The organism is Parasphingomonas zepuensis (assembly GCF_036663735.1).
Taxonomy (GTDB): Bacteria; Pseudomonadota; Alphaproteobacteria; order Sphingomonadales; family Sphingomonadaceae; genus Sphingomonas.
In genome coordinates, this window is record NZ_JAXOJO010000006.1 from 60,418 (window position 1) to 73,202 (window position 12,785).

The 12,785-nt window shown below is 63.3% G+C and carries 11 protein-coding genes and 1 pseudogene; 4 read left to right on the forward strand and 8 right to left on the reverse strand.

Features of this window, described 5'->3' with window-relative positions; genetic code table 11:
• The first annotated feature begins 6 nt into the window (after positions 1-6).
• The 4 genes from U1769_RS20895 (at position 7) to U1769_RS20910 (ending at position 4,206) form a co-directional block, all read left to right on the forward strand.
• The gene (locus tag U1769_RS20895; protein ID WP_332719956.1) at positions 7-1,446 is read left to right on the forward strand and encodes an HAD-IIIC family phosphatase; all 1,440 of its coding nucleotides are present in this window, start codon (positions 7-9) and stop codon (positions 1,444-1,446) included.
• The gene (locus U1769_RS20900; protein WP_332719957.1) at positions 1,439-1,690 is read left to right on the forward strand and encodes an acyl carrier protein; all 252 of its coding nucleotides are present in this window, start codon (positions 1,439-1,441) and stop codon (positions 1,688-1,690) included. Before U1769_RS20895 ends, U1769_RS20900 begins: the two co-directional genes overlap by 8 nt.
• A gap of 68 nt (positions 1,691-1,758) precedes the next feature.
• On the forward strand, positions 1,759-2,691 hold the full coding sequence (locus U1769_RS20905) for an alginate O-acetyltransferase AlgX-related protein (RefSeq protein WP_332719958.1): 933 nt from the start codon (positions 1,759-1,761) through the stop codon (positions 2,689-2,691).
• Positions 2,692-4,206: an MBOAT family O-acyltransferase gene (locus tag U1769_RS20910; protein ID WP_332719959.1), complete on the forward strand. Its 1,515-nt coding sequence runs from the start codon at positions 2,692-2,694 to the stop codon at positions 4,204-4,206.
• A 96-nt stretch (positions 4,207-4,302) separates the two neighbouring features.
• Here U1769_RS20910 and U1769_RS20915 read toward each other — a convergent pair whose 3' ends face one another.
• The 8 genes and pseudogenes from U1769_RS20915 to U1769_RS20950 form a co-directional block, all read right to left on the reverse strand.
• Complete coding sequence (locus tag U1769_RS20915; RefSeq protein WP_332719960.1) at positions 4,303-5,019, reverse strand: TylF/MycF/NovP-related O-methyltransferase; 717 nt, start codon at positions 5,017-5,019, stop codon at positions 4,303-4,305.
• Positions 5,020-5,258: 239 nt separating this feature from the next.
• Positions 5,259-6,383, reverse strand: a complete 1,125-nt coding sequence (locus U1769_RS20920) for a cobalamin-independent methionine synthase II family protein (protein WP_332719961.1) — start codon at positions 6,381-6,383, stop codon at positions 5,259-5,261.
• Positions 6,383-7,417, reverse strand: coding sequence for a uroporphyrinogen decarboxylase family protein (locus U1769_RS20925; protein WP_332719962.1), 1,035 nt, complete (start codon positions 7,415-7,417; stop codon positions 6,383-6,385). Before U1769_RS20925 ends, U1769_RS20920 begins: the two co-directional genes overlap by 1 nt.
• 18 nt (positions 7,418-7,435) lie before the next feature.
• On the reverse strand, positions 7,436-8,257 hold the full coding sequence (locus tag U1769_RS20930) for an alpha/beta fold hydrolase (protein WP_332719963.1): 822 nt from the start codon (positions 8,255-8,257) through the stop codon (positions 7,436-7,438).
• A gap of 25 nt (positions 8,258-8,282) precedes the next feature.
• A complete protein-coding gene (locus tag U1769_RS20935) occupies positions 8,283-8,831 on the reverse strand; it encodes a VOC family protein (protein WP_332719964.1) in 549 nt (182 codons plus the stop codon).
• Between the two features lie 132 nt (positions 8,832-8,963).
• Positions 8,964-9,567, reverse strand: a pseudogene (gene wrbA / locus U1769_RS20940) (NAD(P)H:quinone oxidoreductase).
• An 11-nt stretch (positions 9,568-9,578) separates the two neighbouring features.
• Positions 9,579-11,795 (reverse strand): TonB-dependent receptor, encoded by a 2,217-nt coding sequence (locus U1769_RS20945; protein ID WP_332719965.1) that lies wholly within the window; start codon positions 11,793-11,795, stop codon positions 9,579-9,581.
• Positions 11,796-11,967: 172 nt separating this feature from the next.
• Entirely contained in the window at positions 11,968-12,774 is an 807-nt protein-coding gene (locus tag U1769_RS20950) for an IclR family transcriptional regulator (RefSeq protein WP_332719966.1), read from the reverse strand.
• Positions 12,775-12,785 lie beyond the last annotated feature (11 nt).

A 12,785-nucleotide genomic window follows, 5' to 3' on the forward strand; every position in this document is an offset into this window, starting at 1 on the left:
GCTGACGTGGCCAATGCGATCGCGCTGTTGCGGGAGCAGTGGCAACGCGCCCGGGGCGCCTTCGACTCCCATATTATCCAGCAACTGCCGTTCAATCCGTTCGAGCGCCTGCTGGGTGAGAATGAACCTCGCCTCCCCGGCGCGCCGGCGTCGCTGATCGCGTCGTTCCAGCAGCAGGTGCGTCTGGCCGCCGCCGAGGACGGGGTGGATCTGATCGACCTGCCGCACTGGACTCAGCGCCACGGCCTGGCCGCCTGGCACTCCCCCGCCCTCTGGCATCGCAGCAAGCAGGAAATTCATCCTGCGATCACGCCTCTGTTCGGCGACATCGTCGCACGGGTGATCGCGGCGAGGCTTGGCCGCTCGGCCAAGTGCCTCGTGCTGGACCTCGACAACACCTTGTGGGGCGGCGTGATCGGCGATGACGGCCTGGAAGGCATCGCCATTGGCCAAGGGTCTGCCGCCGGCGAGGGTCATCTCTCGCTCCAACGCTATGCGAAGCTGCTGGCGCGGCGCGGTATCATTCTCGCGGTCTGCTCGAAGAACGATCATGCCGTCGCGCTGACGCCCTTCGAACAGCATCCGGACATGCTGCTGCGGGCTGACGATTTCTCCAGCTTCGTCGCGAACTGGGCTGACAAGGCGACCAACCTGCGCCGCATCGCCGATGAGCTCAACATCGGCCTGGATGCGCTGGTCTTCGTCGACGACAACCCGTTCGAGCGGGAACTCGTGCGTCGCGATCTGCCGCAGGTGCACGTGCCTGAGCTTTCCGAGGAGCCCGCCGAATTTGCCCAGGCCATCGCAGACAGCGGCTGGTTCGAAAGTGCGTCGCTGACCGGCGAAGACCTCGCCAAGACCGAACAATATCGCTCCAACCGCCAGCGCCAGTCGCTGCTGGCCGAGGAGACCGATCTCGACAGCTATCTGGCCGCGCTCGACATGCAGCTCGATCCCGGCCCGTTCACCGCGGCTGAACTCCCCCGCATCGTCCAGCTCATCAACAAGACCAACCAATTCAATCTAAGGACCCAGCGCTATCTCGAGCCGGCCGTTGCGAGGCTCATCGACGACCCGGCAGCGATAACCCGGCGTTTCAGGCTATCGGACCGTTTCGGCGACAATGGCCTGATTGCAGTCGTCATCGGGCTGCTCGACGACGCCCGCGAGACGCTGACGATCGATACCTGGCTGATGAGTTGCCGCGTCCTCGGCCGGCGCGTCGAACACGCCACTCTCAATGTGCTGGTCGAGGCCGCCAACCAGGCCGGCGCTTCCCGGATCGTGGGGGAATATATCCCAAGCGAACGGAACGGAATGGTAAAACAGCTCTATGCCGATCTCGGTTTCTCGCTTATCGGCGAATCCGGGGGTACGTCACGCTGGTCGCTCGACCTGGCCGACTACAATCCGTTGGAAACTAACATAGGGTTGAAGCGTGACTGACCATGAAATCCTGGAGCGCTTGACTGCGATATTCCGCGACATCCTCGATGATGACGACATCGAACTGACGCCCGAAACGACTGCCGCTGATATCAAGGATTGGGATTCCGCCAATCATATCAATATCGTTGTTTCGGTCGAGATGCGCTTCGGGATAAAGATCAGCAATGCTCAGGTCGAGCAACTGAAGAATGTCGGGGACTTCGTCGCATTGATCGCACAGAAGCTCGACGCAAAAAGCTGATCATGACGAGAGCTCGCCCGGCGTGGCTTCGCTTCCTGGGCCGAGGTCTGGGTGCTCGCGGCTTCACGATGGTGCTGCTCGCGGTTGCGCTCCTGCTCCTTGCGACGCCGTATCCGAGAAGCCTGGACGTTCGTCAGCTACGCAAGGTCCATTCGACCGATGCGAGCATCGCGGTGACCGGGCCGTCCACGATCGACGCCTATTCGAAATGCGACAATGACCGCCGCACCGTGGCGGAGATGCTGGCGACCGCAACCGGCGACAAAGTCGTCAATCTCTCGAGTGGCGGACAGGGGCTAAGCGACGGAATCAATCTGGCCGGCCTCAGCGGGCGGGCGCCGTCAGTAACGGACGTAGTCCTGCCGATCAGCTTCGTCAGTGCTGACGAGTCGCTGGTTCCGCCATACCGCAAGCTCCTGATGTATCGGGCCCTGGCGCCCTCGTTCAACGGCGCGGCGGCGGCCAACATCGGTGAACTGTGGCAGGGCCTCAGCAATCAGCTGCCGCGGCATTTTCAGGGGTTTCGCTTCGAAAACCGGGAATATGGCGATTATCAGACACTTACAGCCACCGAACTAGGTCGCGAACGCAGTCTGGAAACATGCCCTGAAGGTATCAGCCACAACATGGCGTTCACGCGCGCCTATTACTGGCAAAATTACGTCGCAACCGGGCATAACAGCGCGCTGGTACCGCTGGTCGCGCGCCTGGACGCCGACCTGAAGGCGCGCGGGAAGCGCCTGCACGTCGTGCTGCTGCCGGCAAATGTCGATTTGATCGGGCGCTTCGATGCCGGCTGGCGGGCGCGCGTCGAAGCCGGGGAACGGCGCCTGGCTGCCGACCTATCGGCGCAGCGCATAAACACGATCGACCTTTCGGCAAAATTCCGGCAGGCGGAATTCATTCAGCAATGGTGTGCCTGCCCTCACCTCAACGCAGCGGGCCGACAGCGTCTCGCGGCCTTCATCGCTGACCAAGTTCGCGCAGCGCGGCGACCCTAAATGGTCTTCAGCTCCTTCATCTTCATTTTCGGCTTCCTGCCCACGACATTGCTCGGCTTCTGGCTGCTGTCGCGCCTTGGCCATCACTGGGCGAAGCTGTGGCTCTGCCTCGCCTCGATTATCTTCTATGGGTGGTGGGAGCTGCGCTGGATTCCAGTGCTATTGATCTCGATTGGGTTCAACTATCTGGTCGGACAGGCGATTATCGCGCGTGCTCAACAGGAGAGGAGCAGCGGGGTGCTCCTGGCCCTCGGCGTCACCGTCAACCTCGCGGCCATCGTCTATTATAAATATCTGCTCGCGGTGCTGCTCTTCTTCGATGCCGGGGGGCTGATTCCGGCGTCCGACGCGCTGCCGATCGGCATATCGTTTTTTACCTTCACCCAGATCGCCTTCCTGGTCGATTCGAGCCAGGGCCTCAGGGGGAAATACACGCCAACCAACTATTTTCTGTTCGTCACCTTCTTCCCGCACCTGATCGCCGGCCCGATCGTGCATCACCGCGAACTGATGCCGCAGTTCGAAGAGGACAGAAACTACCATTTCCAGCCCTATGAGATGGCGATCGGGCTGACGATCTTTACGATCGGCCTGGCCAAGAAAACCATCATTGCAGATAATGTGTCGGGGATCGCCGAACGCATGTTCGATGGCTCGACCGGCTTCACCACGGCCTGGGTCGGTGCGCTGGCTTATTCGATGCAGCTTTATTTCGACTTCTCGGGATATTCCGACATGGCGATCGGGCTCGCCCGCATGTTCGGCATCAAGTTCCCGGTGAATTTCAATTCGCCCTACAAGGCAGTCAGCATCATCGATTTCTGGCAGCGTTGGCATATCACGCTCACGCGCTTCCTGACGACCTATGTCTATAATCCGGTAGCACTCGCGCTGGTCCGGCGCCGTGCCCGGCGGGGACTCAGCACGTCCAAGCGGGCGTCGCAGTCAGTCCTTGGCTTTCTCGAGCTGATCGCACTGCCGACCTGGATTACGATGATACTCGCCGGCATCTGGCATGGCGCGGGCCTGCAGTTCATTGTCTATGGGGCGCTGCACGGGATCTACATCACCGCGAACCACGCGTGGCGGACATTCGGACCCAAGAATTTGGCAGACGCCACCGGGCTCACCCGGATCGTACGCACATTCCTGTACGGCTTGTTGGTCTATCTCTGCGTTCTGGTCGCGCAGATCGTGTTTCGCGCGAGTTCCCTCGATCGCTCCGCGACCATCCTGTCCGAAATGATCGGGTTCAGCACGACGGGCATCACCCCGCCGGTATATTCGATCGACTTGCTGCTGGTCGCCGCCAGCATGGCCGTCGCGTGGCTCGCGCCCAATACCCAGCAGCTGATGGCCAATTTCGACCCCGCCATCGATCCGCATCCTCAGCCCAAAAAGCCGAGCATCCGTATCCGCTTCACGTTGGGCTGGGCCGTGGCCATGGGCTGTGTCCTGTTCCTGGGATTGTTCAACATCCAGAACGGCCAGCCCTTCATCTACTTCCAGTTCTAGCGGCACCTGAATCGCGAACGAATGCCCACAGATGCGGTCTACCGTTCGGCGGCGGCCGCCAATCCGTCGACGTAGAAAGCTGTAGCGGCAGAAGTTCTACAGGGGCTTGCGCCAGAAGACGCATTTAGAGTCCACTGCCGTCATCGGTGCATCGATGTTGTTCGCCGCGCGGTACTCGTCGACTGCCTGACGGCAATCGGTCCACAGATCCTCGCCATAATCGTCGATGATGACAAAGCCGCCTGGCGACAGTTTCGGATAGAGCGCGGTCAACCCGTCCATCGTGGATTCGTAATAATCGCCATCGAGCCGCATCACGGCGAGCTTCTCGATCGGCGCGGTCGGGAGCGTGTCCTTGAACCAGCCGACCAGAAACCGGACATTGTCCCCCATGGCGCCATAGCGTTCGAAATTGCCGACCACCTCCTCATAGCTGGCGGCCAATTTGGCATAATGCCCCTGCATCATCTTGCTGTGATGGAACTCGGATTCCTTTTGCCGGCTGGGATCTGGATCTGGCAGGCCTTCGAAGGAATCGGCAAGCCAGACCGTGCGATCCTGGGCACCCAACGCATCGAGGCACGCGCGCATGTAGATGCAGCCGCCCCCGCGCCAGACCCCGGTTTCGATTACGTCGCCCGGAATTCCTTCTTCTACCGCAGTGAAGATGCAGTCACGGATGTTATGGAGGCGAACCAGCGGCAGCATCGTCACCGCTTCGCCCCGGATATAATGGAGCACGAACTTCACTACGAAGGAGCTTACATCCGGGCTGTCATGATCCGGTTCCGCCTGCTCCAGTGCCCCAGTCAATGATTTCGCAAGTTGGTCGAGGTCGGCTTTGTCGATTTGCACTGCTTATGGCCCCGGCTGGTTCGAAGATACTCGAGATAGTTAGGCGGCATGCGTAAGCCCGGTCCAGCGAAATTCCGCGAGCGCGGCCATACGCGCGGGGTGGAACCCGGCTTGGGCTTACTGCCTTCTCGCCACCACGGCCTGGATCGGATCATCGGCCACCGCTCGGCATCCGTGGAAGCGCGCATAGTGCTCCACTACCAATAGCGCGCGCTCGCTATCTCCGCGCCCTGCGCCAGCGCCGTGAGCTTCGCCCAGACCACGTCCGGGTCGAGCCCGCCGCTGCCGACATGGATGCTGAACCCGCAATCGACGCCGCCGATCACGCGCTCTCGCCCGACCAGATCGGCATATTTGCCGATGCGCTGTGCGATCAGTTCGGGATGCTCGATATAAGTCGATTGCGGTTCGATCAGCCCCGGGCACAGGATCTTGCCCTCCGGGACACCGACCTGCTCGAACAGCGTGAATTCATGGGCGTGGCGCGGATTGGCGGCTTCGAACAGGATCGTCGCCGGCTTGGCATCCCACACCAGGTCGATGATGTCGGCCAGGGGCACGTCGCGATGATGCGGGCCGGGATAATTGCCCCAGCACAGATGCATGCGCAGCTGCTCCGCCGGGATATTCGACAGCGCATGATTGAGCGCGGCGATATGCATGCCGACCGCCCGGCGGAACGCCGGCAGGTCCAGATCGGTATATTGCACGTGCCGCCCCATGGCGAGATCGGGGCAATCGACCTGGAGTGTGATCCCGGCCGCGGCGATCGTCTCATATTCGTGGCGCAGCGCTTCGGCGATGGCGAAGAGATAGCTTTCGTGATCGGGATAATGATCGTTGGGAAAGAACAGCGCCGTGACGCCCGGCGAAGCCGCGCTCATGAAAGTGGCGCGGCCACCCGCCTTGGCGACGAGACGTTCCGCGTCGATGCGCGGCGCATCCATGTCCTTGACGTTGATCGGGCCGTTGCAGGCAAGCGCGCGGCGCCGGGCGCGGCCGGTGTCGCCGAACACCTTCGCCTTGGTGCCGGGATAATCGTCGAGGTCCTGGAAAGCGTAGGACGCCCCCTCCCCGCCAAAGCCGGTCAGCCGATCCTGGATATAGGTGGCGTAGCTCGGCTTCGACATCTCGCCATCGCCGATCACGTCTATCCCCGCTGCGGCCTGGCGCGCGACCATCTCCGCCACCGCGGCGTCGACCGCGTCCTCGAGCGCGGCCGCGTCAACGGGAACTCCCTCGCCGCGCGCGAACATCATCCGCTTCAGCCCTTCGGGCCTTGGCAGGCTGCCGGTATGAGTCGTCAGAAACCGGTCAGCCATCATGCCACCCCGACAGCGAGATCGGCGCGGACCAGCTTCGCGCCATCGACCATCGCCTTCATCTTGCCATAGGCGACCGCGCGCGGGAGATATTTCAGCCCGCAATCGGGCGCGATGATCAGCCGTTCGGCGGGCACATGCGGCAGCGCGCGGCGGATCCGCTCGGCGACGAGTTCGGGTGTCTCGATCTCGTAGGTCGACAGGTCGAGCACGCCCAGGATGATCGTCTTGCCAGGCAGCTTCTCCAGCACCGAGCAATCGAGGCTCGACTGCGCCGTCTCGATCGAAATCTCGCCGATATGGGTATGCGCCAGTTCGGGGAGGAAGTTATAGCCTTCGGGCCGTTCGTGGATCAGCGCGGCGTAGCCGAAGCAGATATGCAGCGCGGTGCGCCCATAGACGCCGGCGAGCGCCCGCTCCAGCGCCGCGACGCCATATTGGCGCGCCTTGTCCGGCCGGGCCTGCATATAGGGTTCGTCGATCTGGACGATATCGGCGCCGGCGGAAAACAGGTCCTTGATCTCGGCATTCACCGCGGCGGCGTAATCCAGCGCCATCTCGGCTTCGTCCTCGTAGAAATCATTCTGTGCCTGCTGCGCCATGGTGAAGGGACCCGGCACGGTGATCTTGATCAGCCGGTCGGTGTTCGCCCGCAGGAATTCCACGTCGCGCACCTCGACGGCATGACGTCGGCGGATCGGGCCGGTCACACGCGGCACCGGATTGGGCTCGCCAGAACGATCGAGCGCCATGCCCGGATTATCAAGATCGACGCCGTCGAGCGCGGTGGCGAAACGGTTCGAATAGCTTTCGCGTCGCATCTCCCCGTCCGTGATGATGTCGAGCCCCGCCCGCTCCTGATCGCGAATCGCCAGCAAGGTGGCGTCGTCCCACGCCTGTTCGAGCCAGTCGGGCGCCACGCGCCACAATTCCTTCGCCCTGACGCGTGGCGGGAAGCGCCCGGCGAGCTTGACCCGGTCGATCAGCCAGTCCGGCTGGGGATAGGAACCCACGAGTGAAGTCGGCAGCAGCATCGTCATCCTCCCTTGGCGTCAGGCCGGCGTCAGCGCGGATTGGAGGAACCCGATCAGCGCCTGATTGTAGAAGTCGGGCCGGCAGAGATTGCACAAATGCCCGGCCTCGGTGATGTCCAGGCGGGTCGCCTGGACCATGCGGGCAAGGCGGTCGGCGACCTTGTGCCGCCACACCGGCTCGTCGCTGCCGGTGATGGCGAGGATCGGCATGGTCAAGCGCGTGAGATCCGCGGTGGTCACGTCGAGCGGTAAGCCGGGCGCGAGCAGATCGCGCGCCGCATAGTCGCCGATGATCGCGTCGAGCGCGCGACTGGCCTGAGCGCCATTCACATCCAGCAGCGGGTGGGCGCGCCAGAGCCGCCGCATCGCCGCAAATTCACCTGCGGCAGCAAGGCGAGTCATCTCGGCGCCCGGTGCCGCCTCGTCCTCTCCGTCCCCGGAATCCACGTCGGACAGCGGCGCCCCCTGCACCGCAATCGCGCTGACTCGCTCGGGATGACGGCCGGCAAAGGCGAGCGCGACGCGCGCGCCCTGCGACATGCCGACCAGCGCGAAACGCTCCGCCCCAAAGGCATCGGCGACAGCCGCGAGGTCGTCCGGCTCGCGCAGCAGATCCGGCGGCGCCGTGGAGCGGCCGAAACCACGCCGATCCCAGGCGATCACGCGAAACCGCGCGGCCAGCGCCTCGACCTGGGGCCGCCATACGCGGCGGTCGAGCGTCCACCCATGGACGAGCAGCACCGGCGGCCCGTCGCCGAGCGCTTCGGCCTGAAGCGTGCCGCCATGGACCGGCACTTCGGCGACGATACCGCCGAAGCGTTCAGGAAGATCGCGTGTCACCTGGCCCTCCGCCGCCGGCGGAGGATCAGGCCGCTTCCTCGTGCGGGCGGAAATTGTTGTTGGTGCTGTGGTCGCCCGCCAGCCAGCGCTTGAGCTCGGCATGCGCCTTGGCCCGGTTGGCCGCATCCTGCGCGGCCGCAGCCGGTTCGTCGCAGGTGAACTCGACGATCATGCCATTGGGATCGGTGATGTAGACGGACCGGCAATAACCATGTTCGAGAATATAGGTCGTCGGCTCCTCATAGCCCGCCCCCACGATCCGAGCTTCAAGCTCGGCCTGAGTCTGCTTGTCGACGTTCAGCGCGATGTGATGAAACGGCGAAGATGGCATTTGCGGCCCGAATTCGGCCTGGTCCGCCGGATCGGCGAACTGGAAGAAAGCGAGCGCGCTGCCATCCGCAAGGCCGAAGAAGCAGTGCGCATAGGTCCGCTCTTTTCCGAACAGCACATCCTTCTCGCACCAGGTCGCGAGCAGCGGCAGGCCGATCACATCCTCGTAAAAGGCGCGGGTCTGTTCGAGATCCTTGGTGACATAGGCAGTGTGATGCAGCCGTTCCGGCAGTCTGGCAGTCATGCTATCCCGTCCTTTCCTGGCATGGTGCGGCTCTTGCCGACGTGCCGTTAACTCTGTCCAAATATATCAAAACGCCGCCCGCGGCACAATTCGTCTGTCGAAACTATCTTCGTTATTCGAAGCGCTATTTGTTCACTGCGCCAGCTTGGCCGCGATCTGCGCGACATGCCGCCCCTGGAAACGCGAGCCCTCCAGTTCGTTCGCGCTCGGCAGGCGCGATCCGTCGGGGCCGGCGATCGTCGAAATGCCATAGGGCGTGCCCCCCACTGATCTCGGCCATCTGGGCGTTTCCCGACCAGCTATAGGGCAGTCCCACGATCACCATCCCATGGTGCATCAGCGTCACCTGGCTCGAAAGGATCGTCGATTCCTGCCCGCCATGCTGGCTCGCGGTGGAGGTGAAGACGCTGCCCACCTTCCCCACCAGGGCGCCCTTCATCCACAGCCCGCCGGTCTGATCGAGAAAGTTGCGCATCTGCGCCGCCATGTTGCCGAAGCGGGTAGGCGTGCCGATGATCACCGCATCGTAATCGCCCAGCTCACTGGGATCGGCGAACGGCGCGTCCTGCTCGACCTTGATGCCCGACGCGCGGCACACATCCTCGGGCACCAGTTCGGGCACGCGCTTCACCACGGCTTCGGCGCCCGCCACTTCGGCCACCCCTTCGGCAATGGCGCGCGCCAGCGCCTCGATATGGCCGTAGCTCGAATAATAGAGCACCAGGACGCGGGTCATGCTTCTTCCCTCTAGAATTTGTAGCCGGCCTCGAGCCCGTAGATTCGCGGCCGCGCCTTGAACACGAAGCCGCCGGGCGAGAATTCGGCGTTGTATTTCTTGTTGAGCAGGTTCGTTGCGAACGCGGTCAGCGTCCAGCTGCCGGAGTCGAGGCCGGCGCGCACATCGACCAGCCCGACGGGGCGGCGCACGGTCGAATTCTGGACGTCGAACCAGGTCTTTCCGATCAGGCGATAGTCGATGCGCACGAGCGGCGAGATCCCGCTCGATCCGATTTCCTTCTTGTACTGCGCGCCCAGGTTGAGCGTGTAGCGCGAGATCAGCGGCGCCTCGTTGCCGATGATCGTCGGATCGGGGAATTTCTTGATGTCGCTATAGGTCACACCCAGCGCGGCGTTGAGATCGAGCCCGGGCAGCGGGTGCGCGGTGGCCTCCAGCTCGAAGCCCTGAAGGCGTACCTTGGGCACATTGCCCAGATTCTGCGTCGAGTTCGCTGCCAGGAACACGAAGAAATAACCGTTCTTGGAAGTCGTGGTGTAGGCGCTGGCGTTGAACGTCACGCGCCGATCGAGCAGTTGCGCCTTCAGCCCGACCTCGAACGTGTCGGCGGTTTCCGCCTCGAAGATATCGTTGACGCCGACGATGCCGTTGGCGAGCGCGACCCCGCCCACGCCGGTCTGGTTGAAACCGCCCGAGCGGAAACCGCGCGAATAACCGCCATAAATAGTGAGGTCGCGCGTCGGCTCCCAGGTGAGCGTCGCCTTGGGCTGCCAGGCGTCGAAGCTGCGCTTGCGCAATTCGCCCGTAGTGCCGTTGGGCTGGCCCGGCCCGTTCATGAAGCCCGCGGGCGTCAGCGTCGTGTTCTTGCGCGTATCCTTGTCGTAGCGGAGCGATGCGTCGACGCGGAACTGCTCGGAGAATTTGTAGGTGGCATTGGCGAACCCGGACCACGCGAAATTCTTCTGCGAATCCGACAGGAAACTGAACTGCGCATTGTCCGGCCGCGTGCTGGGCGTGCGATAGACGGGAAACACGCCCGCGCCCGTATCTATCATGTTGCCGGTGGAGATGAAGCGCTTGGTGCCGATCGCATAGGCGCCGACCATCCACTCGAACGGCTGGCCGCTCGGCGAGGCGAAGCGCAGTTCCTGGCTCCAGGATTTGGTGTTGAGATACTGGCTCTGGTTCAGATCGAAGCCGAAAATGCCGAAGAACAGCGATTCCGGGATCGGCAGGAAATTGAACGCGTCGCCGGTCAGCACCTCGGTCAGCGCATCATAGGAAGTGGTCGAGGTGAGCGTACCCGCGCCCGTATCGTAATCGATCTTGAGCGCACCGTTATACATGTCGCGATCGTTCTGGCCGGCATTGTTGACCCGCACCGGCAGATGCGTGTCGTTCACGTCGGAGACGATGTTGAAATAGAGCGCCTGAGTGCGCAGGAACGCCGCTGAACCGCGCAGATCGATCTTCAGGCCCGGTGCGGGGTCGAACAACAGGCTCCCGCGGATCGCGAAGTCGCGATACGGATCGGCGTCCTCCTTGAGATACGGGTTATAGATATAGCCGTCGGTGTCGACATAGGACGCCGCCACGCGGAACTTGATGCCCTCGGCCAGCGGCCCGCTGATACCGCCGCGGACTGAATAGCCGAAGCCATTGTCGATCCCGACCTTCACCTTGCCCTGGAACTCATCGGTCGGCTGCTTGGTGGTGATGATGATCGCGCCGCCGATCGCGTTGCGCCCGTACAGACCGCCCTGCGGCCCCTTGAGCACCTCGATCTGGTCGATGTCGAACAGTTCCTGGTTGAACTGCGCCGGGTTAACCTGCTGCACGCCATCGACCACGACGGCGACCGACGGCTCGGAATTGCGCGCCTGGGTGATGCCGCGAATGATGACGAAGGCGTTGCCGGCGTTCTGCGTCTCGACCAGGTTCACGTTCGAGGTCAGCGCCATGAAATCGGCCGGCTTCTCGATGCCGGCATTCTCGATCGACTGGCTGGTGAAGGCAGTGATCGCCGCCGGCGTATCCTGCAGCGCTTCGTCGCGGCGCAGGCCCCGGACGATGATGTCACCGCCCTGCGGCGCTTCCTCGGGAACGGTCTGGGGCTCGGCCGGAGCGGTGGTGGTGTCCTGCGCCAAGGCGGGCGCCGACAGGGCGACGGCCAGGGCGGTGGCGCCCAGCAAGGCAGCAAAGCGACGCGACTGCGGTGCACATTTCATGACCATCCCCTCCCGAATCTGGTCTGTCCGCGAGCGACTGCTTTGCCTCGTATGAGCACAGCCTTTCCCGCGCTGATCGGACTATAATCTTCGTTTATCGAAGTCAAGTTCGATATCCGGAGAAAAGCGCGCAAATCCCCGATGCGCGAGAGCCTTCAGACCGGGAGGGAGATCAGGCGCGCCGAAGCGAGTGCGCGAGCACCGGCCAGCGGCGCAGCGCCGCCTCGATCTCGCGCGCGGCGTCCTGCAGCAACGGCAGGCGGGTGCGGACCAGTTCGTCCTGCGAGATGCGCGTCGTCGAGGTCGAGCAGTTGATCGCCGCGATCGCCGTGCGGTCCTGCGCGAACACCGGCACCGCGATCGAGACGATGCCATAATCGAGCTCGTCCAGAGCCGAATCATACCCGCGCTCACGAATCAGCGCGATCCGCTCGCGCATCGCTTCGGCCGAGATGACCGTCCGCTCAGTGAAGCGGGCGAAGGGCGCATGCGAGAGCATGTCGTCGATCTGCTCGTCGGTCTCGAATGCCAGCATCACCTTGCCGAGCGACGTCGCGTGCAGCGGGAACCGCGTGCCGACATTGGCGCCGAGCCGAATGTGCCGGTTCGTCGAAACATGCGCGACATAGAGGATATGCTGGTCCGATCGCACCGCAAGCGACGAGCTGTCGCCGGTCTCGTCGCGCAGGATCTGGAGCTGGGGCAGCGCCACCTGCTCGATATTCATCGACGAGAGATAGGCCGATCCGAACACCAGCACTTCGGGCCGCAGCAGGAACCGCCGGCCATGCTGCGCAACATAGCCGAGCTTGACCAGCGTATTGAGGCAGCGGCGAGCGACCGCCGGGCTGAGGCCAGTCGCGACCGCGACCTCGCTCAGCGGCATTTCGGGATGATCCTGATCGAACGCCCGCAGGACGGAAAGGCCCCGCTCGAGCGTCGACAGATATTCGGGGTCCTTGGGTTCCTTGGCGGCCATCGGCGATGGGC